Genomic DNA, 25829 nt, shown 5'->3' with positions numbered 1-25829 from the left:
CCGTAGGTTTCAAATTATGCCTTCGGAGGGCGGGCGCTGCATCTTTGTGGGAAAGAATTCTTGCAAAGCCGAATTGCGCTGTTCGGGGGTTTCCCTCGCCCAATTCGACAAACTTTCGTAGAAAAAGAACGACACGCCAGCGAAATCTCTTTTTCGCACTTCTTGCACTTGTTCTTGAATTTGTTTGAGGGGAACAGAATTATTTTTAAGACCAGTTAAAATGCCGATCGCAGTTGGAATGTTAAGTTTAGCCAGTTTAACTTCTTCCCGTTCCAGTTCGGCACTAAAACGCTTGATATCGCTGCGATAAACCTGCAACACAATTTCTTGGATGTAGCCGCGTCTTTCCCAGGTAAACCAGTCTTGTAGGTGGGCGGGTAAAGAAAAGTGAAAAGGGTTTGGAGATAAGCTGACAATACATTTTTCTTTGCGGGATTTGATGGCGCGGGAAACTCTGCCCACGAAGTCGTTGATTTTGTCAGCGCGCCAGCGCACCCAAAAGGTTTCGCGGGGGTCGTTGGAGGGAGGACTTTTGATTTGTTCCTGATACATTGACACTGTTAATGGCTCGTAGCCAAATTCTACTGGCAAGCCGAAATGGTCGTCAAATTGAATGCCATCTATATCATAATTATCGACAATTTCTAGGATTAAATCTAAGATAAATTGCTGAACTTCGGGATGAAAGGGATTCAGCCAAACTCGATCATGTTTGCCTTCTTTCCAAATAGTTGAACCGTCGCGCCGCTGCGCCAGCCAGTCGGGGTGAAGTGTGGCTAATTCTGATTCTGCTGGAGCCATGAAACCAAACTCAAACCAGGGGATTACTGCTATACCTTTTTGGCGGGATTGTGCTATAATTTCTTTGAGGATGTCTCGGTCTTTCAATCCGGGGGATGGGTCGATCGACTGTCCGAATACTCGTTGGGCGGCAGCGCTGGGATAAAGCGTATAGCCTCCTTGCCAAACCGTGGGATAGATGGTATTAAAATTAAGTTTGTCCAGTCGATTTACAGCGTCAATGATGTTGTTGCGGGAGAAAATAACCTCGCTGTCAATGTTCGTCAGCCAGACGCCGCGCAATTCGGTTGTTGGGGTTTTGAGCGGGGTTTGAGCCAAGAGACGCGGGGATAAAATCGCGGAGGAGGTAAGGGCGATCGTAAAAACAACTATTAAAGCCAGTATCCGCTGCCATTTGTGTACTTTAATCATCAATTTGTCGCAAATATGATTATTTTTAGACTGATATTTTACCGTATAATTAGCTTGTTAGGGTGCTTCAGCGAAGGTTATTTTATTAAAAGTCACTCGAACATTTCCTGACGCACCTAATATTTTTGATATTATTGGGGGTCAACGATGTTACCCATAAATAATATTGTTCCTGTAGTATTGTCTCGAATGGCACAAAAGAATGGACGGTTGACATTCATTTCAAAAGCCGGCATAGATCTCGTCATCTCTATTACAGTCACGGCTGCTGCTTCTGTACCTTCTTCGTTAACTTCGACAAATGTCTTGTGTTTTACCGATTCTACTGCTACTTGGCTATCAGTCATCGGGGAAAAGTCTGTTTTCAATCCACCGAAAAATTCTGCCATTCCCAAAGCTATAAGTGTGTCTTTCAGTTGAACTTCATACTCCATTTTGAAGCGCGGTATTTCAATCATTCCACTTTTAACTCTAAATTCTTGCATCCATTTATCCCAGTTTTCTGGTGTTAATTGCTGCGAGAAAGTTGCCAAATTGGTATGGGAGTTTGGCAAGAAAATATACATACTCAGAGCGCCTTTTTTGCCGTAAGGTAAACTGACTGCTTGAAAAGTGTCTGTTTCGTAGCACCGATAAGAGCCCATCTGGGACATCATTGGATGCTGTTTGGAACTGCTGTCTGTTAAATAAAAAGTTTTGTTGGCAGTGTGAGATTTATCAAAGGGCGTTTCCCAGTTGCCTTTGAAATAGATGGCGTTAATCAAAAACAAAAGTGTATTAGGGTTGATTTTAGTGACTATTTTATCAATTTTTCCGTGAGTTTTTTCGCTCACCCAGTTGTTAATGATGCTGAGAGCTTCTTGCGGACTCTCAAAGTCTATTTCGGTAAGATTGGCTTGGTAGTATTGTTGATTTATTTGCAAAAATTCGGGTTTTAATGAGAAGCCTTGTCTGACCAAAAGCGCGTTGGCAATTGATACTTGAACCTTGGGGTCATCTTTTTGCAAACTCTTTTGCAAATTGTGATTGGCTGCGTTGATTGCTTTTGGACTCATTTTCGTTAATTCGAGAGCTTTTGTCATTTCTTGTTTGGTTTCTCCGCTGACTCCGTTGTATGCCATTGACAGTGCGAGGGCGACAGAAGTAGGGGAAATAAAGATATTTTGATTCGGCTCTTGTTTGGTGAGGGTGTTGAACAAGTTAAAGCCAAATTGGGTATTAGCTGCAACAAGTCTGGCGTCTACATTTATCTGGTTGTTAGGGGGTGTCATGGCTAGAAGTTCTAAGTGATTGGGATGTGGGAGGTTGATTGCGTTAATTTTTAGTTGCCGCGCTAATTATGTGATTCAACCGGACATGATATCATATTCTATTGGTTGTTTTTTTAAGAATAACCTTGCAGGTTCATGACTTTTCGATAGTGGGCTTCTATTTCACTTACTGTTTGCGATTGACGCTTGCTAGTCCACTCGCTGCGATCGAATAATTCCCGCCTCAAAGCATCAACATCGATCGTTTTCACCTTACCTTCGGCGACAATTTGCTTGCCGTTTACCCAAACGCCGTCTACCGCATTAGTCGGGCGTCCCAAAATCAGCAAGCCGATCGGATCGGTGCGCGGCAGCAATGATAAACTGGTTAAATCATACAGCACAAAATCGGCTTTTTTACCGACTGTAAGCGAACCCATTTCATCGGCGAGATTCAAGCCTTTTGCTCCTCCCAAGGATGCCATTTCTACAGACTGGCGCGGTGTAATCCATTGGCGGTAATCCAAATCCGTGATATTGTGCAAAATCGAACCAATTTTAATCGCTTCCAGCAAATCTTGAGAGTCATTGCTAGCAGCGCCGTCGCAGCCAAAAGATACGTTGACTCCCGCTTGCCGGTATTTCAAAATCGGTGCAATCCCGCTTCCCAAGCGCAAGTTACTGAGGGGATTGTGTACAACAGTCGCTCCCGTTTCTGCCATAATTGCAATGTCGGAATCGTCCAGCCAAACGCAGTGCGCTAAAGAAGTTCGGGGACTCAAATAACCAATTTTTTGCAGGTGTTCGACAGCGCTACAGCCGTATTTTTCGTGAGCTAACTGTTTTTGAGCGGGGGTTTCCAAGAGGTGGGCGTGCCGACAAAGATTGTAGCGATCGCTCAATTCGATGCAGCCTTCAAACAAAGCATCGGAACACAGTTGAATTCCCGTCGGCGCCAACAACATATTAACACCTTTTTCGGGATTGTGAAACTGTTTTATGGCTGTTTCCATTAATTCCAAAGTGGCCTTAGTCGATCGAATGTAAGCCGCGTGTTCGATACCGCTATCGCCCGCAGGCATTCCCGCCGTCAGGGATTCATCTTGAATTAATGGCCCGATAAAAGCGCGGATACCGATTTCTTGATAAGCGCGAACTGCGGCGGCGATCGTCTCTAATTCTTGCCCCGGAATCAAAACTAAATGATCGACTACGCTTGTACCGCCTGACAGCAATGTTTCTACCGCAGTTCCCAAGGCACTCAAGTAAACTTGTTCGGGATCGAGAGGTGTAAAATCGTACAATTCGGCAATCCACAACTCTAGGGGCAGAGGGGGAATAATGCCCCGTTGCCACATTTCTGAAGAGTGAGTGTGGGCGTTGACAAAACCGGGCAGCAGCAGCTTATTTTTGCCCTCGATAACTGTTTGACCCCCCCTATCCCCCCCTTGGTAAGGGGGGGAATTAGAGGGGGGGTTCCCCCCTTGGTAAGCGGGGGAATTAGAGGGGGGGTTCCCCCCTTGGTAAGCGGGGGAATTAGAGGAGGGGTTATTGGGGGCGATCGCACTTATGCAATTATCCACCACTTGCACATCTGCGGTTTCATAACCGCTATCAACCGGAATTAAAGTATTTTGAATTGTCAAGCTCATAGATTTACCCTTTTTGTAAATTTACATTGATTTTTATTGTATGATTCCCTGGCGCTAACATTTGCGATCGCCCAACGAGAATAAAGTTAATAAATCCTAAACTTTCTCAAAAAGTTACCCCGGATACTTAATTATAACAAAGATTTAAGATATGACAAGTTAGTAACAATCAAATAGTTATAAGATTGAAATTGTTTTTGAGTCACAATCATATGAATCCTGATTCTCTCCGCACCTTGGGCGTACCGCCGAATGCTTGGAAAGTTGATGCCAAAATTGCCGATATCACCCGATCGCCGATCGCGCCTCAACCTGTTACCCTGGAAACAGAAACTAAAACCCTGCGTTTGGACTTAGCAAAAGCAGCAATGTTGGTGATAGATATGCAAAACGATTTCTGTCATCCCGACGGTTGGCTAGCACATATTGGCGTAGATGTAACGCCCGCCCGAACTCCAATTAATCCTTTAACAAATTTACTGCCAAAATTGCGATCGCACGCAGTACCAATTATTTGGATAAACTGGGGAAACCGCCCCGATTTGCTCAATATTAGTGCAGCTTCCCGTCACGTTTACAATCCCACAGGATCCGGCGTAGGTTTGGGAGATCCGCTGCCAAAAAACAACGCACCTGTACTGATGGCAGGGAGTTGGGCGGCGCAGGTTGTCGATGAATTAAAACCCATACCGGAGGATATTTGCGTTGATAAATATCGGATGAGCGGCTTTTGGGATACTCCTTTAGATAGTATCTTGCGGAACCTCGGCAGAACTACACTTTTCTTCGGAGGAGTAAACGCCGATCAGTGCGTGATGGCTACGCTGCAAGATGCTAATTTCCTCGGTTATGATTGTATTTTAGTCAAAGATTGTACAGCTACGACATCTCCCGAGTATTGCTGGCAAGCTACTCTTTATAACGTTAAACAATGTTTTGGTTTTTTGTCGGATTCTCAGGCTATGTTAGAAGCAATTAAATAGCAGTCATCAGGGGAGTATCCCTCTGGAGTAGAAAAAGCGTTTTTTAGGAGTGCGAGAGTCCCGTACAGCAAAGCCTATATCTCGCTTCCTGCTCTGACAGCGAACTCTCCTGTGAAATCCATAAACTTTGGAGGTTGAGCGGCGGACTAATGACTCTGGATTTACCACTAATGACAGCAGAAACATAACCACTGACAACTAACAATAAAAAAATGACAAACCAGTGCATGATTCCTGTTATAAAGTCTCCGAAAGACTACCAAGCATTTCGCATCAGTCCGGGCGATACTAATAGATTAGCTATCGTCTTCGATCCGGTAATAGCTAATGTTTCATTAACAGTTTGCGTGGAGATTTTCGATGTGGGTGGCAAAACTCCTCCCAACCGCCATCAATTCGCAGTAGAAATGTTTTTTGTACTCAAAGGAAGAGGGCAAGCAACCTGCGACGGCAAAACAGTTAGTATTCAACCTGGAGATAGTTTGTTAGTGCCTCCAACAGGCACTCACGTAATTGAGAATACGGGCAGTGAACGTTTGTACACTTTGTGCATCATGGTGCCGAATGAGGATTTTGTGGAACTAATTCGCAGCGGCACACCAGTCGAACTCGATGAGGAGGATATGAGAGTTCTGGGGCGATCGGATGTACTCGTACCGTGCTAGGTTTGTACTAAGGACTTGAGTTTTAGGTTTGTAGTAAAAACTTGAGTGCTTAGAGAAAAAGCTAAAGCCCTTACTATTGAGATGTTGCACCATTCTCAAGAACGGGCTCTCCGGCCCGTTCCACAAGAGATGAATTTTATTGTGGAACAGGCCGGAAAGCCTGTTCATAAAATGCTTATCGAGAATGGTGCAACATCTCAGTTACTACGAACTTTTTTAGTTGATGTTTTTTAGGCTTTATGCTGAAACTTTGTCCGAAAGAAAAAGCGTCAATGCTAACTAAAGATGGGGTTCGTTTAGATGCTGACATCTACCGCCCCGATGCGGAGGGCGAATTTCCAGTATTATTAATGCGGCAACCTTACGGAAGGGATCTCGCCTCTACAGTAGTATATTCCCATCCCGCATGGTACGCCAAACACGGCTACATCGTTGTCATCCAAGACGTGCGGGGACGCGGCACTTCCGAAGGGGAATTTAACCTATTTGTTAGCGAAACACAAGACGGTTTTGATAGCGTCAATTGGGCTGCTAATCTGCCGGGGAGTAACGGCAAAGTCGGAATGTACGGTTTTTCCTACCAAGGAATGACTCAACTCTACGCGGCGGCTGCTAAACCGAGCGCATTAATCACAATTTGTCCGGCAATGGTAGGCTGCAATTTATATGCAGATTGGGCCTATGAAGGTGGCGCATTTTGCCTGCAATCAAATCTCGGCTGGGCAATTCAACTAGCCGCAGAAACCGCTCGCTTAAAAGCCGATATTTCTGCCTATCAAGCCTTTTATGCAGCTTCGAGAAATCTCCCGCTATACGATACCGTGCCTGCGCGTCCTGAGATTATTAAAAATCTTGCGCCAGACTCATATTATCACGATTGGTTGCATAATTATCGACCGAGCGACTATTGGGAAAAGTTATCGCCAAACATCAAAGATTTAGACTTACCGATGCTGCACATTGGTGGTTGGTTTGATACTTATTTGCGGGGAACAATCCATCTTTATAAGGAAATGGTGACCCGGAGTTCCTATCCGCAGCATTTGATAATTGGCCCTTGGGCGCATTTACCTTGGGGGCGAAAACTTGGAGCGTTGGATTATGGTTTGGCAGCTTCAAATCCTGTGGATGAGTTGCAAATTCGCTGGTTTGATCAATTCCTCAAAGGAGTTGATACAGGAATATTAGACGATCGGCAGATTTCGCTATTTGAGATGGGGAGGAATGATTGGCGGAAATTTGATAAATGGCCTAATAATAATCATAAATATTATTTTTTAGCAAGTACCGGACTTGCCGCCATGAGAGAAGATGCGGGTATTTTAACAGAGAGTGGCGCGGATGTTTGCACTGATGATATATTCGTACATGACCCTTGGCGGCCGGTGCCATCCTTGGGAGGTCACGCTGCATTTCCTGCAGGTGCGATGGAGCGATCGACTATTGACTGTCGCACCGATGTGTTAACCTACACTTCGGCACCGCTAACAGCCGATTTGCGCTTAGCTGGAGATATAATTATCGAAGTATTTTGTACAGCAGATGCGCCGAGTTTTGATTTGTGTGCAATACTTTCCGAGGTCAAAGATAGCGGCAGCGTCTACAATTTTACTCAAGGTTACGTGCGGGTAAATTTATGTGAAACACCTGTAAGAATTGTGCTGCAAGCAACTTGTATGCAAATTGCCAAAGGTAATGCCTTGCGTCTGAGTTTGAGTGCGGCTTGTTTTCCCGCTTACGGCGTGAATCCGGGAACGGGTGCGCCGGACGGTGAAGCGCGGGCGATGGATGCTAAAATTATCACGCTGACAGTAAGTTGTGGCGGGAATTGTCCCTCTCAAATTTTGCTGCCAATTGTCAATTAAACCTAGAACTTATTCAATTATGAGCATTATTTTTCACATCACCCGCAGTCAACAGTGGGAAGAAGCAAAACAAGTTCAATCCTATCGCGGCGATACGCTAGATACTGAAGGATTTATCCACTGTTCGACTCTGACACAAGTTCTTAGATCTGCTAATAAATTTTTTGTGGGACAAACAGGATTGCTGCTGCTTTGGATTGACTCGGACAAAGTGCAAGCTGAACTTAAGTATGAATTGGCAGCAGGTGAGAATTACCCGCACATTTACGGGCCGCTGAATGTTGATGCTGTGTTGAAAGTTGTTGAGTTTGAACCGGGTGCCGATGGCAAGTTTGAACTGCCAGAAGAATTAAGGGATGTTGTTTAATATGCACATTTTGTACCATTCTCAAGAACGGGCTCTCCGGCCCGTTCCACAAGAGAATTAAGTGTCTTGTGGAACGGGCATCTTGCCTGTTAAGAAAAGGCTAATTGAGAATGGTGCAATATCTAAGTTAATATGCACATTTGGCAGCATTGTATACTAACTTTTTAGGGCTGGCTAGAAGCCCAACCCCTACTCCCCACAAGAAATTTTATCTTTTGTGGAACGGGCATCTTGCCCGTTCTAATTTCTGCAAAATATCAATTAACATCAACCAACTCTGCCGCCAATTTCAGCGCATCTTCGCGAGTCGCAATTCTACCCTCCACCCGCGCTAATTGAATCTCCATCAACAATTGACCGATGCGTGGACTTCTGGGCAATTTCAAATATTCCATTAAATCATTACCGCTAACTAATTGTGTGGCATGAGCAATAATATCATCAGCATCCAGATAGCGATTAATTAACAGTGAAATATCCTCAACCGCAACTCCCGCAGCCACCGCCAAAACCGCTAAAACAGGAAATACTATTCCCACATCCCGAAACAAAAAATACTGTTCTCTCAAAGACATTTCCGCGATAGGTTTTGCTTGCAATTTGGGCAAGTATTTCAAAAGCCCGATCGCACTTTTAATCTCCGCATTGCTGTACTTCAACCGCAGCAACTGAGTTTCAGCAATTGTCGGGTCGGAATCTGCCAAAACAGCCAACTTCGCAACCGCCAACAAAGGCGTTTTAATTGTATCTCGAATCGATCGCGAAAATTCTCTCCCCAAATCTGGATAAATTGCCGCTAACTTGGCAGCAGACGCATCAATTTTTGTCAAAATATCAAAACGGTCGATCGCACTTTCAAACCAAATCGAAAACAAACCGTCTTCGCAACCGCGACAAATCCAAGGAACACCGTCAGGATTACTCAACAAATAACCTAATTCCGTCCGCACCCGTTCCACCGCTACCCGACTCAACAGCGGCGCTAATTCCCGAATCGCCGATTGAGTTTCAGGTTCGATCGCAAAACCCAACTGCGCCGCTTGGCGGTAAGCTCTTAATAACCTTAGCGGATCGTCCTCCAAATTTGACCGCGAAATCATCCGCAGCAAACCCAACCGCAAATCAGTTTGACCGTCCAAAGGATCGATGATTTCTCCGGTAAAAGGATTGCAGGCGATCGCATTTATCCGAAAATCTCGGCGCAGCAAATCCCCCTCCAGACTCCCCCCTTCCGCCTGCGCCAAATCCACCGTACCGCCCGCAAACACCACCCGCGCAATTTGGCGTTCCGCATCCAACAAGACAAATCCACCTTTCGTGCGATCGGCAATTTTTCGAGCAGTCTTCACGGCCCGTGTTAGCATAACGAAATCTAAATCAAAATAGTGCGATCGCCTCCCCAGCAGCGCATCCCGCACCGCACCGCCCACCAAATAAGCAGGCGGTGTCAGCAGTTCCAAATCAAACGGCCAAGTATCAGGAGATAATGAAGAGGGCAAATTAATCGGCATCGCAACAAAAATCTACTTTCCTTACAAACAATTAAACTCTTGCTACGCTAGATTAACAGAAAGCTCAAATTTCACCAATCTTTTTGAAATGCACAGAGGATATCAAGAATGTGTATTTGTATTAACTGCCACTATGTAGACCGCTGCTTCACCTACCACGCCGTAGAAGAACAGCACGAACAGCTTCACCTCACCGAAACACCCGATTTCGACCCCGTAGAACCCACCATCAACGTCAACATCCGCCCCCGCCAAGACGAAATTGAAATGGAATGGGATGTAGTTGGCTGTCAAAGTTTCAAGCAAGAGACCGGCAAATGGGCAAAATTGCGGCCAGGCGAACTCGTCCCGACTTAAGGAAGAAGTCATTAGTCAGTAGTCAGTAGTCATTAGTCAGTAGTCATTAGTCATTAGTCAGTAGTCATTAGTCATTAGTTATTTGTTGGTTGTTGGTTGGTTGCTATTTGTTGTTTTTTATAGGTTTTTTGTGAGTTGTTGGCGATAACAACCAATAACCAATTCCCAATTCCCGATGCCCAATTCCCGATGCCCGATGCCCAATGCCCGATGCCCGATGCCCGATGCCCCATTCCCCATTCCCCATTCCCATTCCCAATTACAAATCTAAAATCTAAAATCTAAAATCTAAAATCCAATGTGCTATTGCTTAAACCCAACTTGTCAGAATCCGCAAAACCCAGGGGATGCAGAATTGTGCCAAAGTTGCGGCTCCAATTTGTTGTTAACTCTTGATTCAGAAACGCCATCAGCATCTCGCTACCGAACCATAAAGCCGATCGGGCAAGGAGGCTTTGGCCGAACATTTCTAGCAGTTGATGAAACCAAACCCCTGATTTTTTCGCAGTGCGTAATCAAGCAATTTTTGCAGCAAAATACCGCAGCCGAAAAAGCCGCTCAACTATTTCACCAAGAAGCAGCCCAGCTACAAACCTTGGGAAAACATCCCCAGATTCCCGAATTAATCGCGCATTTTGAACAAGACGGGAGACAGTATTTAGTACAAGAATTTATAGACGGCAAAAACCTAGCCAGAGAATTAGAACAAAAAGGAGCATTCACCGAAACTCAAATTCGGCAAATCCTCAACGATTTATTGCCAGTGCTCCACTTCGTCCACAAATCCAAAGTCATTCACCGCGATATCAAACCAGAAAATATCATTCGCCGCCGACTATCTCCAACTCCTTTACCCGTCTTAGAAACTTCCTATCAACCCTCTCCTTTCCAAAAAGATATTGTTTTAGTAGACTTTGGTGCAGCTAAGAAAGTAACAGCAACCGGATTGCCGCAAACAGGTACAATCATCGGCAGTGCTGCTTATACAGCCCCAGAACAATTGATGGGAAAAGCAGTTTTTGCCAGCGATATTTACAGTTTGGGCGTTACCTGCATTCACTTGCTGACAGAAATTCCTCCCTTCGATTTGTTCGACAGTACAGAGGATTCTTGGGCTTGGCGAAATTATTTGAAAACCGCTGTTAGCGATGATTTCGGCCGCATCCTCGACACCATGCTTCAAAGTGCCACCAATCGGCGCTACAGTTCAGCATCAGCAGTCATCCGGCACTTGAACCCCAAACCGGTGTATTTAGACGCACAGCCGGTGCTAGACGCGCCGGAAACGCCCGCAGAACGGGTTCTTACACCTGCGCCCGGTGTGTCGCTTTTCACTCGCCAAGAGCAAGCCGAAATTCAGCAAGCTTTACAAGAGGATCTCGCCCCGTACAATGTTACAATCCAAGTCAGTCAAGCCAAGCAACAGCTCAATATCGTCATCAACAGAACCGAAGACAACCCCGTTTACTATCCGCACTTATCTCAAATAATTGCCACCAGACTCACCGATTTGCAGTTAAATAAAGTCGCAGCCGTGAAGCTGTTGGGAAGAGTCAACAATTCTCGCCGCCCGGAGTGGAAGCAAATATTGCAAATCGATCCCAAGATTAAATTGAGAAACAAACTCGTGCGGCTGCAACACAATCAATTACTCAAGAAGGCGGCCTCTGTTACTACCCAAGAATTTTGGCTGCCGAAGTTGAAAAGTCAGGATTTTTGGATAGATGCGCTAATGTTTGCCTTAGTTTGGTTTATCTTTGGCTCTCAAATAGTCATTTTTAATTCGTGGTTCGCCCTAATAGTTGCGTCGGGTTTTATGACGGTGAAGCATCAAGTTTCCCAACACAAAGAATTTGCCAACAAAAATTTATTTGCAAGTTTAGTAGTGCTGTTTTTGGTGAGTGGGGGCATGGGTAATTCGAGGATTTTAAATACGGGAATATTTGGCATTCTTTTGGGTTGCTTAGTTGTGGCTTTACCGCTGTTTTTTGTTAAGGAAAATTATCAGTAATCGTGAATAGCAATCCCCAAGACGGAACATTAGTTAAAAAATACGGCTTAGCCCTGCACACAGCTAGTCGCGAACTCGGTTTAGCCATCAGCAATTTTGCCGGGGATTCTCGCTGCCAAACTTGGAATTTGGATCGCGATTTAGCAACTCATTTGCATCAGTATTTAGTCGAGTTTATTCAGCCGCAAACTTGGGCGGATTTGGCTTTTATTGCTGTGGCGAAGGGGCCCGGAGGCTTCACGGGGACTCGCATGGGTATGGTGACGGCGCGGACTTTGGCTCAACAGTTGGATATTCCGGTTTTTGCGATTTCAACTTTGGCGGCTGTCGCTTGGGCGGCACCCCCCCAACCCCCCCTTGCTAAGGGGGGGCTTTTGAGTGCAGAACCTTCCCTTGCTAAGGGGGGGCTTTTGAATACCGAACCCCCCCAACCCCCCCTTAGCAAGGGGGGGCTTTTGAGTGCAGAACCTTTCCTTGCTAAGGAGGGGCTTTTGAATACCGAACCCCCCCAACCCCCCCTTGCTAAGGGGGGGCTTTTGAGAGAGGATATAGCGCTGCAAATGCCTGCACAGCGGGGACAATTGTTTGGGGCGGTTTATTCAGTTAACAAAGATTCTGGTTTAACTGAGTTGTTTCTTGATACGGTGATGACTCCTGAATCTTGGCAGGAAAAGTTGGATAATTGGGGGAATTCTTATCAGTTAATTGAAGTTGGTAGCGAGTTGGGATGGTCGGTTTCTAGTGTGTTGGAATTGGCTTATTTGGAGTGGCAAATGGGAAGTCGTCCTGATTGGTCGGATGCTTTGCCTTTTTACGGTCAACATCCGGTTAAGGGACACTGAATATAGGGAATTGGGCATTGGGAATAGGGAATTGGGCATTATTTCGTTTCAGTTAAACTCACATCTTGCACCATTCTCAAGAACAGGCAAGATGCCTGTTCCACAAGAGAATCTACTCTTTGTGGAACAGGCATCTTGCCTGTTCCTAAAAGGCTAATTTAGAATAATGCAAGATATAAATTAAATCAACTTGTAGAGTGCGTTTTTTTTCCGACAATGCCCGATGCTCGATGCCCTATGCTCGATGCCCGTAAATGATTGATAAGCCCTTAAGTAGACTTGATATCGTTGTTTATTTAAGGGCGATACAAACTTCGAGGCAAAAAGTTAATGTTAGGGGGTCTGGGCTTTCGGTTCGCAATCGATCGATCTCAGCTCGATCGCAGCCGCGAGATTCCATAAAATCGAGCATCCAGTTAGTTATCGCAGCGAGATCGATGTATTTTGCTCCCAGACAAACAGGGCAAATTTCTGGGCTGAGGGTACCAGTGCCGCCGCATTCGGGGCAATCCCAGTGGGTTGTTACGGGATCGGGGGTAGTTAGGATGTTGTTCATGCTGGGAAAAAGTACGCGCGGCGTAGCGATCCCGTAGGGAATCGCACCTACTCGTTAACTCTAGCAAAAATGCCGATCGCCCTGACTTCTTCCTGCCTTAACACTAAGCAGGCTAGTAACTAAAATCGACAAAAATACAAAAAGGGTGGTTATGTTCGATCGCACTCAATGGTTTTTGGCTGGTATGTCGATCGCACTTTCGCTTCAGTTAAGTCAGCCAGTGGCAGCAGCCGTGCCCGTTGGCAAAGTCGTACAAACAGCACAAACTAACAGTAACGACGCTGCTAAAACAGCATTCCAAGAGGCGATGCGACTGTCCCAGCAAGGAACGGAGGAAGCTTTAAGAGGTGCGATCGTCAAATATGAAGAAGCATTAAAACTGTATCGAAAAGCGGGTGATCGTCGCGGGGAAGCTACCACCCTCAGCAACATCGGCAGTGTCTACTCAGATTTGGGAGAAAAACAGAAAGCACTAGAGTATTTTGGCCAGTCGCTTCCCCTATGGCGGGCAGTAGGCGATCGCGGTGGGGAAGCTCGCACCCTCAACAATATCGGCGTAGTCTACTCAGATTTGGGAGAAAAACAGAAGGCGCTAGAGTATTACAGCCAGTCGCTTCCCCTATTTCGGGCAACCGGCGATCGCGGCGGAGAAGCTTACACCCTCACCAGCATCGGCGTAGTCTACTCACAATTGGGAGAAAAACAGAAAGGGCTAGAGTATTACAGCCAGTCGCTTCCCCTATTTCGGGCAGTAGGTGATCGCCGTTGGGAAGCTTACACCCTCACCAGCATCGGCGTAGTCTACTCAGAATTGGGAGAAATACAGAAAGGGCTAGAGTATTACAGCCAGTCGCTTCCCCTAGTGCGGGCAGTAGGTGATCGCCGTGGGGAAGCTTACACCCTCACCAGCATCGGCAGTGTTTACTCAGAATTGGGAGAAATACAGAAGGCGCTAGAGTATTACAGCCAGTCGCTTTCCCTAGTGCAGGCAGTAGGCGATCGCCGTGGGGAAGCTGTCACCCTTTACAGCATCGGCAGTGTCTACTCAGAATTGGGAGAAAAACAGAAAGCGCTAGAGTATTACAGCCAGTCGCTTTCCCTGAGTCGGGCAACCGACGATCGCCGCGGAGAAGCTTACACCCTCACCAACATCGGCGTAGTCTACTCACAATTGGGAGAAAAACAGAAAGCGCTAGAGTATTACAGCCAGTCGCTTCCCCTGTTTCGGGCAGTTGGCGATCGCGCTGGGGAAGCTATCACCCTTTACAACATAGCTGTTGCCAAACGCGCTCAAAACAATTTTACCGAAGCCCTCAACGATATTGAATCCTCTCTCAAAATCATCGAAAACCTCCGCACTAAAATTGTCAGTCCTGAACTCCGCAGCTCATACTTTTCCACAGTACAGGATTACTATGAATTCTACATCGATTTGTTAATGCAACTGCATAAAACTCATCCTAAATCCGGTTACGATACAAAAGCCTTAGAAGCCAGCGAACGTTCGAGGGCCCGCAGTCTCCTCGAACTCCTCGTTGAAAGTAACGCCAACATTCGCGAAGGTATTTCCCCCGATTTACTGCAACAAGAAAAGAGCTTGCAACAGCAACTCGATGCCATTGAAAAGCAGCGCATCGAAACAATCAGCACCCCCAATCCCAACGCAACTAAAATCGCTGAAATCGACAAACAGCGCCTCGCACTTTTGGAACAATATCAGGAACTTCAAACCAAGATTCGTACCGCTAGCCCCCGCTACGCTGCCCTCACCCAACCCCAACCTTTAACACTGCCAGAAATTCAGAAACAGATTCTCGATGAAAACACGATTTTATTGCAGTATTCCCTCGGCACAAACCGCAGTTATTTGTGGGTTGTGACATCAACAGGACTAACTAGCTATGAATTGCCAAAACGCGCAGATATTGAAACAGCAGCTAAGAACTTCCTAGAAGCAATAACTAGCCCAGTTCAAAGAGATATTCCCCAACAAGTTGCCCAAGCGAGTGCAAATCTAGGTCAAGTGATTTTACAACCCGCAGCAGCCCAATTAGGCAATAAACGCCTATTAATTGTTCCCGACGGCGTGCTGCATTATACCCCTTTTTCGGCTTTAACTCTTCCCCAAACCGCTGGACAAAACACCAATGTTCCCTTAATTGCCGAACATGAAATTATCACCCTGCCTTCCGCCTCAACTCTCGCCATTCTCAGGCAAAATTACGGAGATAGAAAACCACCGAACCGAAATTTAGCAATTTTAGCAGACCCAGTTTTCAGCCCAGATGATGAAAGAATTAAAGGAAAAATCACCCAAGCAACAACAGAAAAATTAGAAGTAAACAACCTCGGTTTAAATCAATCGCTTCGTGCTTCTAATCGGGGATGGCCGCCCGAACGTCTCGCATTTACCCGCCAAGAAGCCCAAACAATATCCAGCTTATTCCCCTCAACTTCTAGCAGTCAAAAGATTGATTTTGATGCCAATCGCACTACCGCCACCGACGGCAGCTTAGCTAATTATCAAATCGTTCACTTCGCCACCCACGGCATTGCCAACAGCAAAAATCCCGAACTCTCAGGAATTGTGATGTCGATGGTAGATGACAAGGGCAATCTTGTCAATGGCTTTTTGCGCCTCACCGATATTTTCAACTTGAAACTGGCGGCAAATTTAGTGGTTTTAAGTGCTTGTCAGACGGGCAGGGGACAGAATGTTAAAGGCGAAGGAATGGTGGGATTAACAAGGGGTTTTATGTATGCGGGGGCGCAGCGGGTGGCGGTGAGTTTGTGGAATGTGGATGATGAAGGAACTGCTTTGTTAATGCAAAAGTTTTATCAAAACATGGTGCAACAAAAGTTAGCGCCGGCTGCTGCTTTGAGGGCGGCGCAGATGGAAATGATGCAGCAGGAAAAATGGAAATCTCCCTATTATTGGGCTGCTTTTACCTTGCAAGGGGAGTGGAAATGATATATAGCACTTTTGCTGGTAAGTAAGTACATAGCCCTTGTACGGACACGGCAATGCCCCTTGGTGTCAACTTAACGTTAAATCCGTAGTCCGACAGTCCGACAGTCCGACAGTCCGATAGTCCGATAGTCCGATAGTCCGATAGTCCGACAGTCCGACAGTCCGACAGTCCGACAGGGAATGAATTCCCTGTCTAATAGCTAAAGTCCTCTGAAGAGGACTAATGAGTTTAAAAATTCGGCGTTGCTGGGCGTTGCTGAATACAGGTAGGAATTCAGATTTCCCAATTGCTATAAAACAAGTATGGTCAGTTTTGTAACATCAAGCGAAAAGTTGATTCCTACGCCAGAATCAGCAACGTCAAAGATTCTTTTTCCCAGTCCTCTTCAGAGGACTTTAGCTATTAGACAGGGGTTTCAACCCCTGGCGGACTGGCGGACTAACGGGTGGGCGGGCTGACAGCTTAAGTTGACACCAATGGCCGAAGAGCCCGCCCAGAAAAAAGTTTATCGCCCGCTAGCTAAAGCCTCCCGCAATTTGCGGCCCCGCGATTTATCCCGAAGTTCGGGAGTCGCCATCCGCAACACAAAATCCAGCAACCAAGGCGCAATTCGGTGACACCAAACTGCTAGATGACTTTGCCATCCTACCAAGATTTCCGGCGCATCTTTGTGCAATCCCGCGACAAGTGCTAGGGCAACTTTTTCGGGAGTTGTGGGCACTACCCAGCGGAATTGTTCCAAGTCTCGCACCATGTCGGTATCTGTTAGAGATGGCAGCAAAGCTGTGACTCGAACATTGTACTGAGTTAACTCGCTGCGTAAAGCTTGGGTGAATCCCAAAATGGCAAATTTGGTAGCAGAATAAGTCGCCATTGTCGGAGCGGCAATTTTGCCCATTAAGCTCGAAACATTGACGATTGTTCCCTCTTTTTGAGTCGCCATTCGCCGAGCTATCAAGCGGGTAATTGTGTAGGTTCCGAGCAAATTTAAGGCGATTTCTTCCTCGATTAACGGCAGCGGGGAACGCAAGAATGATGCTTGGTGGGCGACGCCTGCACAGTTGACTAGCAGGTGAATCGGGCCGCTATCTCGCCAAGCTTGGGCGATCGCAATATTCACCGCAACTGACTGAGTTAAATCCAAAGCTAACGGCACTACTTCTGTGCCCAAAACATCGATTTCCTCTGCCAGTTCAATTAATTGCTTGCGGTTGCGCGCCACAATCAACAAACGTTTGACTCCTTGTCTCGCTAATGCCAGGGCGATCGATCGCCCAATTCCGCGCGAAGCTCCTGTAACAAGAGCTGTTTTTCCTTGAAGTTGCATAGATTAAACCTTTTGGTTGATTCTCATCGCGGCACGGAGTTATGAGTTGTGAGTTGTGAATTATTAGTTATGAGTTGAATGTTTTGGCGATAACAACTCATAATTCATAATTGTTTAAAAGGCTATCTTGTTCCGATAAGCCTAATTTATTCGTGGGGTTAACTCAAAACCCAAAACTGTTGAATCGCTAACGTGCGCGTGAGTTGAACTAAACTTTTGGTTTGCCACGAATCAGTCAAATATCTGGTCATTTAACCTCATGCAAGCAGACAAACCTGAGATGGCAAACCGAGTCGGAAATCATGGCCAAGCGGGCTTTGTTACCGCTTTTTCTTCTGTTCGCGGAGGTGGACTTTGCCTGTGTAGCCGCGAATTTATTCGCCAGGGATTGGTTTTCTTCAGTCCGCAGAGGCGGACGCAAGCCTGTGTAGCCGCGAATTTATTCGCCGGGAATATTCCCCTCGAATTAGTCATTGTTCGGGGCTTAATTACCCCTTTTTTTAGTCCGCAGAGGCAGACCATATCCTGTGCCACCGCGACTTACAATCGCCGGGGATTCGTGCGAATTAGCACAGGATAATTGAGCAATGCAGATTATCAATTCCACACCTCCTAGATATGAGAATTTCCTATCTACACACACCTTAACAACTTGACGGAGAAGCGGCAACAATTTTTAATAAATCTTCCGCAACACTTCTTTACAATTTTCTCAGACTGCCGATTTCCAAGTGCCGTGAAAGCCCAAAGGTATGACACCGGGCAATTCTAGCTGGCAAACAGGTTCGCGGGAAAGTCCGTCGCTGTCAAATATCCAGACTTCGCTGCTGTCAGAATTGCCGTCATAAATAACTGTTACTATCCAACCTTTTTCCGAGGAAATATCTGGAACGTAGATGGGCTCTGCGGGATAGCGATTTTCGCCACAGTCGGCAATTGTGAGATTGCGGCTTTGCGTGTCCAAACGGCCGATCGCACCGTAACGTTCGGCTACAATATCAACGTCAGGCCGATACATTGCCAGATAAATATATCGTGCGTCTTGCCCTATTTCGGCATCAGGTACGATCGGAAACTCACAAGGTTTATCCAACAATTCTTCTATTCCTGTCACTTTCGCCGTCAGAGGATTGAGATGCACTCGGCAAAGAGTACCCTCCGCATCGGTGCTAGTTTCACCAGTCGGTACTTCTTTCAGTCGCTGATTAGTTTGAAAGTCAGCGAAGCGCACAAAATCTACAGCCACCGAACCATCTTCCTTCACAAAACCATTAGCAAAATGCCACTGAAACCAAGGTTCGGTTTCGCCGCGACTAACTAAAGAGAGAGTTTCTGAGTCAAAAACTAATATCTGAGTACCTAACTCCGGTTTCCACTTAAAGGACTCGCTATAACTGCTAATTCCCGTTAACAATGGCAAAAAATTGACTTGCACCGGCGGGATGAAAAATATCAGATACTTTTCCGCAAAAACAAAATCGTGGAGCGCGTAAATTCCATCTAAAGCAACTGTTGATTGTTGCACGATTTTTCCAGTAAAATCGCTTTTATACAGATTCAACTTTGTAGTCGCACCGTTGGTAATTCCAAAGTTGAAAATATTGCCGGTAATCGGGTCGCGCTTGCAGTGAGCAGAATAAACAAATTTACTATCTAAACTGCCTAAATCGTCCGTTCCCTGAGTTTCCAGGGTTTGCAAATCGAGGCGGTGAGGCGGGCCACCTTCCCACAAAGCTAAAAGGCGATCGGGCAAAGCTAAAACAGAAGTATTGGCCGCATTTTTAACAGTTTTAGTCCACCGCAACCACACAGGGCCCGGTGCTGTCATGCCATAATTACTGTAGAGAAATTTATCAGCTTTTTCTTCAGCTAGATATCCCGCTGTTTGCACGTAGCGATAAACAGCCGTAGCACCGACATCGGTAAAATGTACTGCCAAAATTGCACCGTCGCCATCAAACCAGTGTCCCGCAGCAACACCGCCGCGTTCCAAACGTCCGGGCCCGTTGCGGTAGAGAGTGCCGCGCAATCCGTCGGGAATTTTACCAGTTTTAACCGATAGCTGAGTCAGCGGAAACTCTGCCGCCGGACTGGCTAAAGATTTAGCCCAAGATTTTTTAGCTGAGATTTTAGTGTCTGTTTTCATTTGAAACTCGCAATTTTAAACTGATCTGACAGATATTTTGCTATACAATTATAGCAAAAACCATCTATAACAGTTCTCGCGTGAGCCATTCATCAATGAATTAACAATTGCTCAATCCCCCAATCTAAAATCTAAAATCTAAAATCTAAAATCTCAACCTGTACCTCACTTAATCGAACAAGGGTATAACACCTATGACTCTCCGCCGCCGCGCTCTGCTCACAACTTTTGGGCTGACTGCTATTGGTACTCAGCTTTTGCCAAGCGCCCAAACCAACCTATCTCCCAAAAGTGCGATCGAGCCGCGCCGCCTGCAAGTCGGCGATACTGTAGCTTTAATCAATCCTGCGGCTTTCAACTACGAAAAAGAAGTGCAGCCATTTTTTAAAGTTCTGGATAACCTGGGTTTAAAAGTTAAATTGGGAGAGCATTTTTACGACCGCTACGGCTATTTAGCCGGCAAGGATGCCGATCGCGCCGCCGATGTCAACGCAGCCTTTGCCGATGACTCAGTGCGAGCTATTTTTACCGGAATGGGGGGCTGGGGCTGCGGTCGGATATTGCCACTCCTGGATTACAATATTATCCGCAACAATCCCAAAATCATTATGGGATTCAGCGATATTACGGCGCTATTATTGGCGATTTATGCTAAAACTAATATAGTTACTTTTCACGGCCCTTTAGGTGTGTCAACTTGGAGTCCATTGACAGTAAAATACGTCAAAAAACTTTTGTTTGAGGGCGGCTCTATAACCATGCAAAACTCCCCAAGCGTGCAAGTTCAAACAATCGGGCGCGGCACAGCTAGGGGAAAACTCATCGGCGGAAATTTATCAGTAATAGCAGCAATGGTGGGTTCTGCATATTTACCGCAGTGGGAAAATAGTATTTTGTTTGTTGAGGAAGTGGGCGAAGAGGTTTATCGCATCGATAGAATGTTGACGCAGCTTAAATTAGCGGGCATTCTTGATAAAATATCAGGTTTTATTTTCGGACAGTGTACCAAGTGCGAAGCTGAAAAACCCCAAGAGTCCCTAACCTTGCCTCAAGTCTTGTCCGACCACATTCGCCCTTTGAATATTCCTGCGTGGTATGGTTCAATGGTGGGACACATTCGGGAGCAGTTCACTTTGCCGATCGGCCAAGAAGTCGAAATCGACGCTGACTCTGGTACAATTAAATTGTTAGAATCCGCTGTCCATTAAATCTTGAACTCTTCTGGATATTACCGAGGCAGAGCCTCTGGATCTGCGTTCCCAGGCAGAGCCAGGGAACGAGAAATAAATTTAAACACAAAATCAGAAATATCGTGAAAAAAGCTGAACAATTAATTAAACCCTTAACAGCAATAATCTTGACAATTCTTTGCCTGTTGCCACTCAATGCCTGTGCAGCAGCAAGTAAAACCGCTAACAGCGACCCAATTTACCAGCAGCGAACAGTCCACAATCCCGACGGAATCGGCAAATTTTACATGGGTCGAGAAATTGCTCAAGTCATGGGATACCAAGGCGCTAGTTGGCTGGAAAGACCGTCCCGCGGCATGGAAGAAAAATCAGCTCGGTTAGTGAACAATCTCGATTTAAAACCAACCGATATTGTAGCAGACATTGGAGCGGGAACGGGATATTTTAGCTTTCGCCTCGCTCCCTTAGTTCCAGAAGGAAAGGTTTTGGCAGTTGACGTGCAGCCGGAAATGATTAATTTTATTAAATTGAATAAACAAGAAAAAAATATTGCTAACGTTGAGCCAGTTTTGGGAAGTATCGACAATCCGAATTTACCGGAAAACAGCGTGGATTTAGTTGTGATGGTCGATGCTTATCACGAATTTGCATATCCCAGAGAAATGATGCAAGGAATTGTGAAAGCACTTAAACCGGGAGGCCGCACGGTATCGATCGAGTATCGGGGCGAAAACCCGCTGATTCCCATTAAAGGTTTGCACAAAATGACGCAGAAGCAGGTAAAAAAAGAAATGGCCGCCGTCGGTTTAGTATGGAAAGAGACAAAAGATATGTTGCCCCAGCAGCATTTGATGGTGTTTGAGAAAAAATCTCAAATTTAGCAGCCAAATAGAGCGATTGTCTACCATTTTTACTGAGTTTTGTCAAGGTACAAAAGACGTATTTTTGATGCGCGCAGGCGATCGGTCAAAAATTCTAAGCCTTAAGTAACCCTTAAGAGAGACATTTTACTAAAAATACCATTTACAATTAAAAATTGATAACCCAGAGGCGCTTCCTTCATTTTTCAAGCGAAGAAGTGTCGCTATTAAGAAGTACCAGCGTGAACATTCCAAGTTCCATCCTCACCATGCTCGCCGGCATCGGAGTGACTCTGATCAGTCTCTGGTACGGGCAGAATCACGGTTTGATGCCGATCGCCGCCTCTGACGAAGCATCCGACATAGACGCACTTTTCAATACAATGATGACCATTTCCACTGGACTATTTATCATGGTCCAAGGAATTCTCATCGTTGCTGCAATTAAATATCGCCGCCGTCAAGGAGACAACACAGACGGGCCGCCTTGGCATGACAACTTTCCCTTAGAAATTCTTTGGACAGCCGTGCCAGCGGTGATTATTTTAGGAATCGGAGTCTACAGTTTTGAGATTTACAACTCAATGGGAGGCCTCGATCCGATGGGCAATCATGACCACGGCACGATGCAAGCGCACTCTAAAATGCGGGGAAGTGCGATCGCAGCCACACTCTCAGATACACCCCAAAACGCCCCTCAAATTCCGTCTAGAAAACTTGTTGCTCTAGGCGTCGGCGCTTCCCCAGAAAATGAAGACAAACCAGCAGACTTAGTTGTAAATGTCACAGGTTTGCAGTACGCCTGGATTTTTAGCTATCCAGAAAGCGGCGTTAGTTCCGGCGAACTGCATATGCCAGCAAACCGCGACGTACAGCTAAATATCTCAGCTCAAGACGTGCTGCACGCATTTTGGCTGCCGGAATTTCGCCTCAAACAAGATGCAATTCCCGGCCGGCCGAGCGAACTGAGATTTACACCAACTAAAACCGGCGAATACCGGGTTGTTTGTGCTGAATTGTGCGGCGCTTATCACGGAGCGATGAAAGCTGTAGCAGTCGTTCACACGCCCGAAGAATTCGACAGTTGGCTGCAAGAACAGCAAGTTGCTAGCAGTCAAAACTTAGAGCAAGCAGTTGCAGTCAATCCAGGGGAATTGTCAGACGGTGAATTTTTGGCTCCCTACGTCAGGGAAATAAAAATTAATTCCGAAACCCTAGAACAACTTCACCCAACTCATCACTAAAAATAGTCATTAGTTCCTGGCACTGGGTCTTTGACCCTGAGCTAATAACTAATGACTAATAACTAATGACTAATAACTATGACACAAGCACAGTTCCAAGAAAGTGCAAACACTGAGGCTCGCGGAACAGCGCCCGCCGATAGACATTGGCGCGACTACTTCACTTTTAATACCGACCACAAAGTCATCGGTATTCAATACCTAGTCACAACATTTATTTTCTATCTAATCGGCGGCGTAATGGCAACTTTGGTGCGAACAGAACTCGCCACCCCCGACTCCGATTTTGTCACCCCCGAACTCTATAACAGTTTATTTACTGTTCACGCGACGGTGATGATCTTCCTGTGGATTGTACCCGCCGGAGCCGGATTTGCTAACTTTTTGATACCCTTAATGATCGGGGCCAAAGACATGGCATTTCCCCGGCTAAATGCCGTTGCCTTTTGGATGATTCCCGTAGGCGGCGTGTTGCTATTGAGCAGTTTTTTGGTAGGAGCTCCACAGGCGGGTTGGACTTCCTATCCGCCTTTGAGCTTAGTTACGGCTCAAGCCGGAGAAGAAATTTGGATTCTCAGCGTTTTGATTCTGGGAACTTCTTCGATTTTGGGGGCGGTAAATTTTGCCATTACCATCTTTACCATGCGCGTTCCCAGCATGGGTCTCAATGATATGCCCTTGTTTTGCTGGGCGATGATTGCGACTTCAGCGCTGACTTTGATTGCTACTCCAGTCTTAGCAGCAGCTTTGATTTTGCTGTCGTTTGACTTGTTAGCGGGGACGGCATTTTTTAACCCGACTGGCAACGGCGATCCCATCGTCTACCAGCATTTATTCTGGTTTTATTCGCACCCGGCAGTTTACATTATGATTATGCCCTTTTTCGGGGTGATTTCAGAAGTTTTGCCGGTGCATTCCCGCAAGCCAATTTTTGGTTATTTGGCGATCGCATATTCGAGTCTCGCTATCAGCTTTTTAGGCTTGATCGTGTGGGCGCACCATATGTTTACCAGCGGCACTCCCGGCTGGCTGCGGATGTTTTTTATGATCACAACTATGATCATCGCCGTACCAACTGGGATTAAAATATTTAGCTGGTTGGCAACTATTTGGGGAGGAAAACTCCGGCTTGTCAGCGCGATGCTATTTGGGATGGGTTTTATCTCAACATTTGTCCTCGGCGGCATCACCGGGATCATGGTAGCTTCCGTACCTTTCGACATTCACGTTCACGACACTTATTTTGTCGTCGCTCACCTACACTACGTGCTGTTTGGCGGCTCAGTGTTTGGAATTTACGCTGCTTTTTACCACTGGTTCCCCAAAATGACGGGGCGGATGATTAATGAATTTTGGGGTAGAGTTCACTTTGTTTTAACCTATGTGGGCTTTACTGTAACTTTCCTGCCGATGCACGCTTTGGGTATGCAAGGAATGCCCCGGCGGGTGGCAATGTACGACCCGAAATTTACCACAATTAATGTCATTTGTACTGTCGGTGCTTATATGCTGGCAGTGTCTACAATCCCGTTTATCATTAATGTGATTTGGAGCTGGAGATATGGCCCGAAAGCAGGTGACAATCCTTGGCAAGCTTTGAGTTTGGAATGGATGACGACTTCGCCGCCCCCGATCGAAAATTTTGAAGGAGTGCCGGTATTGGCAACGGGGCCTTACGATTACGGCATGGAAAAAATTCAGAATACAGGGGAACGTCTCAGACTTAAGTTGAGGGAAAATGCCACTCGCAACGCCCAGAAAACAGGTATTCCTATTGCGGAGGCTCAAGCTTCAACTTTCTTTGGCGGTACTGCCACTTTGGTCGCTCCTGAATCAGAGATAGATGTTGATTCTCCTGCTGATGAAAGTCAAGATGGCGAATAGTTATTAGTCATCAGGCATTAGTCATTGGGAATTGTTGACGGTTGACGGTTGACGGTTGACTGTTAACTAATGACTGATGACTAATGCCAACTGACAACTGACAACTGACAACTGACAACTGACTTCTTCATTACCAATTTCTTATGCAAATTCCAGCGATCGATCCGACAAAAACAGCCCTAAATTACCACCACGAGGGCGAAGTAGAAGCACACGGTGTCGAGCATCCCGACCACCGAATGTTAGGTGTAATTGTCTTCCTGTGCGCTGAAGGCATGATATTTTTCGGTATGTTTGCCGCCTATTTGATTTATCGGGCGATGGCCCCCGTGTGGCCTCCTGAAGGTACGCCGGGGCGAGAGTTATTGCTGCCGGGAATTAATACGGTGATTTTGATTGCTAGCAGTTTTGTGATTCACAATGCTGATACTGCAATCAAAAAGAATGATGCCACCGGAATGCGGAATTGGTTGCTCGTAACTATTGCTATGGGCGCAGTTTTCTTGGCAGGTCAGGTTTACGAATACACTCATTTAGAGTTTGGCTTGACGACGAATTTGTATGCCAGTTGCTTTTACGTTTTGACTGCTTTTCACGGCTTGCACGTTACGTTTGGAGTGCTCCTGATGGCCGGTGTGGTGTGGCGATCGCGCGCGCAAGGTCACTATTCTAGCGAGCACCACTTCGGCATCGAAGCGACTGAGATTTACTGGCACTTTGTCGATGTGATTTGGATTGTTTTGTTTCTGTTACTGTATATTTTGTGATCCCAGAGGCTTTTTAACCTCTGCCACAAGAGATTTGTATGACCCCCAATTGGGGGTTTTTTTATTGTTTGGAAAGTGCGATCGACTTTCATAGGATCGCGAATTAAATAACTTACAATTTTAATTGTTATTGTGGGATGGGCGTCCCGCCCGTCCAAAAAGGACGGG

Annotated in this window: 22 protein-coding genes; 14 read left to right on the top strand and 8 right to left on the bottom strand. The window is 46.1% G+C overall.

The genetic code is table 11. The features are described from left to right. Positions 1-9: 9 nt before the first annotated feature. The 3 genes from QUB10_RS08960 to QUB10_RS08950 form a co-directional block, all read right to left on the bottom strand. Positions 10-1212 (bottom strand): glycoside hydrolase family 10 protein, encoded by a 1203-nt coding sequence (locus QUB10_RS08960; protein WP_333201359.1) that lies wholly within the window; start codon positions 1210-1212, stop codon positions 10-12. 131 nt (positions 1213-1343) lie between these two features. Next, positions 1344-2483: a serpin family protein gene (locus QUB10_RS08955; protein WP_333201357.1), complete on the bottom strand. Its 1140-nt coding sequence runs from the start codon at positions 2481-2483 to the stop codon at positions 1344-1346. 113 nt (positions 2484-2596) lie between these two features. Beyond that, positions 2597-4114, bottom strand: coding sequence for an amidohydrolase (locus tag QUB10_RS08950; RefSeq protein WP_333201355.1), 1518 nt, complete (start codon positions 4112-4114; stop codon positions 2597-2599). A gap of 212 nt (positions 4115-4326) precedes the next feature. Here QUB10_RS08950 and QUB10_RS08945 point away from each other — a divergent pair, with 212 nt between their 5' ends. From QUB10_RS08945 to QUB10_RS08925, 5 genes are all read left to right on the top strand, one after another. Further along, entirely contained in the window at positions 4327-5097 is a 771-nt protein-coding gene (locus QUB10_RS08945) for a cysteine hydrolase family protein (RefSeq protein ID WP_333201353.1), read from the top strand. A 227-nt stretch (positions 5098-5324) separates the two neighbouring features. Then, the gene (locus QUB10_RS08940) at positions 5325-5762 is read left to right on the top strand and encodes a cupin domain-containing protein (RefSeq protein WP_333256453.1); all 438 of its coding nucleotides are present in this window, start codon (positions 5325-5327) and stop codon (positions 5760-5762) included. Between the two features lie 45 nt (positions 5763-5807). Then, positions 5808-5996, top strand: a complete 189-nt coding sequence (locus tag QUB10_RS08935; RefSeq protein WP_333201349.1) for a hypothetical protein — start codon at positions 5808-5810, stop codon at positions 5994-5996. A gap of 38 nt (positions 5997-6034) precedes the next feature. Then, entirely contained in the window at positions 6035-7627 is a 1593-nt protein-coding gene (locus QUB10_RS08930) for a CocE/NonD family hydrolase (RefSeq protein WP_333201347.1), read from the top strand. A 19-nt stretch (positions 7628-7646) separates the two neighbouring features. After that, positions 7647-7994, top strand: a complete 348-nt coding sequence (locus QUB10_RS08925) for a DUF952 domain-containing protein (RefSeq protein ID WP_333201345.1) — start codon at positions 7647-7649, stop codon at positions 7992-7994. Positions 7995-8251: 257 nt separating this feature from the next. On the opposite strand, the gene QUB10_RS08920 is transcribed toward QUB10_RS08925, so the two are convergent. Then, positions 8252-9505 (bottom strand): CCA tRNA nucleotidyltransferase, encoded by a 1254-nt coding sequence (locus QUB10_RS08920; protein ID WP_333201343.1) that lies wholly within the window; start codon positions 9503-9505, stop codon positions 8252-8254. Positions 9506-9613: 108 nt separating this feature from the next. On the opposite strand from QUB10_RS08920, the gene QUB10_RS08915 reads away from it, so the two are divergent. After that, positions 9614-9862: a Ycf34 family protein gene (locus QUB10_RS08915; RefSeq protein ID WP_006632635.1), complete on the top strand. Its 249-nt coding sequence runs from the start codon at positions 9614-9616 to the stop codon at positions 9860-9862. A gap of 74 nt (positions 9863-9936) precedes the next feature. Here the strand turns inward: QUB10_RS08915 and QUB10_RS08910 are convergent, their stop codons facing one another. Then, positions 9937-10095, bottom strand: a complete 159-nt coding sequence (locus tag QUB10_RS08910) for a hypothetical protein (protein WP_333201341.1) — start codon at positions 10093-10095, stop codon at positions 9937-9939. Positions 10096-10160: 65 nt separating this feature from the next. Between QUB10_RS08910 and QUB10_RS08905 the strand changes: the two genes are divergently transcribed. Both QUB10_RS08905 and tsaB read left to right on the top strand, forming a co-directional pair. Further along, the gene (locus QUB10_RS08905) at positions 10161-11873 is read left to right on the top strand and encodes a serine/threonine-protein kinase (protein ID WP_333201339.1); all 1713 of its coding nucleotides are present in this window, start codon (positions 10161-10163) and stop codon (positions 11871-11873) included. A 2-nt stretch (positions 11874-11875) separates the two neighbouring features. Further along, a complete protein-coding gene (tsaB, locus tag QUB10_RS08900) occupies positions 11876-12715 on the top strand; it encodes a tRNA (adenosine(37)-N6)-threonylcarbamoyltransferase complex dimerization subunit type 1 TsaB (protein WP_333201337.1) in 840 nt (279 codons plus the stop codon). A 292-nt stretch (positions 12716-13007) separates the two neighbouring features. On the opposite strand, the gene QUB10_RS08895 is transcribed toward tsaB, so the two are convergent. After that, entirely contained in the window at positions 13008-13271 is a 264-nt protein-coding gene (locus tag QUB10_RS08895) for a hypothetical protein (RefSeq protein ID WP_333201335.1), read from the bottom strand. 151 nt (positions 13272-13422) lie between these two features. Between QUB10_RS08895 and QUB10_RS08890 the strand changes: the two genes are divergently transcribed. Next, on the top strand, positions 13423-16242 hold the full coding sequence (locus QUB10_RS08890; RefSeq protein WP_333201333.1) for a tetratricopeptide repeat protein: 2820 nt from the start codon (positions 13423-13425) through the stop codon (positions 16240-16242). A 506-nt stretch (positions 16243-16748) separates the two neighbouring features. On the opposite strand, the gene QUB10_RS08885 is transcribed toward QUB10_RS08890, so the two are convergent. Both QUB10_RS08885 and QUB10_RS08880 read right to left on the bottom strand, forming a co-directional pair. Next, positions 16749-17570 carry an SDR family NAD(P)-dependent oxidoreductase gene (locus tag QUB10_RS08885; RefSeq protein WP_333201331.1) on the bottom strand — a complete coding sequence of 274 codons (822 nt, stop codon included), beginning with the start codon at positions 17568-17570 and terminating at the stop codon, positions 16749-16751. A 712-nt stretch (positions 17571-18282) separates the two neighbouring features. Continuing rightward, a complete protein-coding gene (locus QUB10_RS08880; protein WP_333201330.1) occupies positions 18283-19716 on the bottom strand; it encodes a carotenoid oxygenase family protein in 1434 nt (477 codons plus the stop codon). Positions 19717-19910: 194 nt separating this feature from the next. On the opposite strand from QUB10_RS08880, the gene QUB10_RS08875 reads away from it, so the two are divergent. The 5 genes from QUB10_RS08875 (at position 19911) to QUB10_RS08855 (ending at position 25661) form a co-directional block, all read left to right on the top strand. Continuing rightward, positions 19911-20924: an LD-carboxypeptidase gene (locus QUB10_RS08875; protein ID WP_333201328.1), complete on the top strand. Its 1014-nt coding sequence runs from the start codon at positions 19911-19913 to the stop codon at positions 20922-20924. Between the two features lie 104 nt (positions 20925-21028). After that, positions 21029-21787: a class I SAM-dependent methyltransferase gene (locus QUB10_RS08870; protein WP_333201326.1), complete on the top strand. Its 759-nt coding sequence runs from the start codon at positions 21029-21031 to the stop codon at positions 21785-21787. Between the two features lie 221 nt (positions 21788-22008). After that, on the top strand, positions 22009-23010 hold the full coding sequence (locus tag QUB10_RS08865; protein ID WP_333055530.1) for a cytochrome c oxidase subunit II: 1002 nt from the start codon (positions 22009-22011) through the stop codon (positions 23008-23010). Between the two features lie 78 nt (positions 23011-23088). Then, positions 23089-24894 carry a cytochrome c oxidase subunit I gene (ctaD, locus tag QUB10_RS08860; RefSeq protein WP_333201323.1) on the top strand — a complete coding sequence of 602 codons (1806 nt, stop codon included), beginning with the start codon at positions 23089-23091 and terminating at the stop codon, positions 24892-24894. A 143-nt stretch (positions 24895-25037) separates the two neighbouring features. Continuing rightward, complete coding sequence (locus tag QUB10_RS08855) at positions 25038-25661, top strand: heme-copper oxidase subunit III (RefSeq protein WP_333201321.1); 624 nt, start codon at positions 25038-25040, stop codon at positions 25659-25661. Positions 25662-25829 lie beyond the last annotated feature (168 nt).

The organism is Microcoleus sp. B5-D4 (genome assembly GCF_036705145.1).
In the GTDB taxonomy this organism is placed as follows: Bacteria; Cyanobacteriota; Cyanobacteriia; order Cyanobacteriales; family Microcoleaceae; genus Microcoleus.
Note: the sequence above shows the minus strand (reverse complement) of the source record. Positions and strands in the feature narration are given on the sequence as shown.

What these genes read in the sequence shown, in the direction of transcription:
- QUB10_RS08905 (WP_333201339.1), top strand. Translation starts at nt 10,161, where the DNA reads ATGTGCTATTGCTTAAACCCAACTTGTCAGAATCCGCAAAACCCAGGG.
- QUB10_RS08960 (WP_333201359.1), bottom strand. Translation starts at nt 1,212, where the DNA reads ATGATTAAAGTACACAAATGGCAGCGGATACTGGCTTTAATAGTTGTT.
- QUB10_RS08875 (WP_333201328.1), top strand. Translation starts at nt 19,911, where the DNA reads ATGACTCTCCGCCGCCGCGCTCTGCTCACAACTTTTGGGCTGACTGCT.
- QUB10_RS08955 (WP_333201357.1), bottom strand. Translation starts at nt 2,483, where the DNA reads ATGACACCCCCTAACAACCAGATAAATGTAGACGCCAGACTTGTTGCA.
- QUB10_RS08920 (WP_333201343.1), bottom strand. Translation starts at nt 9,505, where the DNA reads ATGCCGATTAATTTGCCCTCTTCATTATCTCCTGATACTTGGCCGTTT.
- QUB10_RS08950 (WP_333201355.1), bottom strand. Translation starts at nt 4,114, where the DNA reads ATGAGCTTGACAATTCAAAATACTTTAATTCCGGTTGATAGCGGTTAT.
- QUB10_RS08915 (WP_006632635.1), top strand. Translation starts at nt 9,614, where the DNA reads ATGTGTATTTGTATTAACTGCCACTATGTAGACCGCTGCTTCACCTAC.
- QUB10_RS08925 (WP_333201345.1), top strand. Translation starts at nt 7,647, where the DNA reads ATGAGCATTATTTTTCACATCACCCGCAGTCAACAGTGGGAAGAAGCA.
- QUB10_RS08895 (WP_333201335.1), bottom strand. Translation starts at nt 13,271, where the DNA reads ATGAACAACATCCTAACTACCCCCGATCCCGTAACAACCCACTGGGAT.
- QUB10_RS08945 (WP_333201353.1), top strand. Translation starts at nt 4,327, where the DNA reads ATGAATCCTGATTCTCTCCGCACCTTGGGCGTACCGCCGAATGCTTGG.
- QUB10_RS08855 (WP_333201321.1), top strand. Translation starts at nt 25,038, where the DNA reads ATGCAAATTCCAGCGATCGATCCGACAAAAACAGCCCTAAATTACCAC.
- QUB10_RS08885 (WP_333201331.1), bottom strand. Translation starts at nt 17,570, where the DNA reads ATGCAACTTCAAGGAAAAACAGCTCTTGTTACAGGAGCTTCGCGCGGA.
- QUB10_RS08940 (WP_333256453.1), top strand. Translation starts at nt 5,325, where the DNA reads ATGATTCCTGTTATAAAGTCTCCGAAAGACTACCAAGCATTTCGCATC.
- QUB10_RS08880 (WP_333201330.1), bottom strand. Translation starts at nt 19,716, where the DNA reads ATGAAAACAGACACTAAAATCTCAGCTAAAAAATCTTGGGCTAAATCT.
- QUB10_RS08910 (WP_333201341.1), bottom strand. Translation starts at nt 10,095, where the DNA reads ATGGGGCATCGGGCATCGGGCATCGGGCATTGGGCATCGGGCATCGGG.
- ctaD (WP_333201323.1), top strand. Translation starts at nt 23,089, where the DNA reads ATGACACAAGCACAGTTCCAAGAAAGTGCAAACACTGAGGCTCGCGGA.
- QUB10_RS08890 (WP_333201333.1), top strand. Translation starts at nt 13,423, where the DNA reads ATGTTCGATCGCACTCAATGGTTTTTGGCTGGTATGTCGATCGCACTT.
- QUB10_RS08930 (WP_333201347.1), top strand. Translation starts at nt 6,035, where the DNA reads ATGCTAACTAAAGATGGGGTTCGTTTAGATGCTGACATCTACCGCCCC.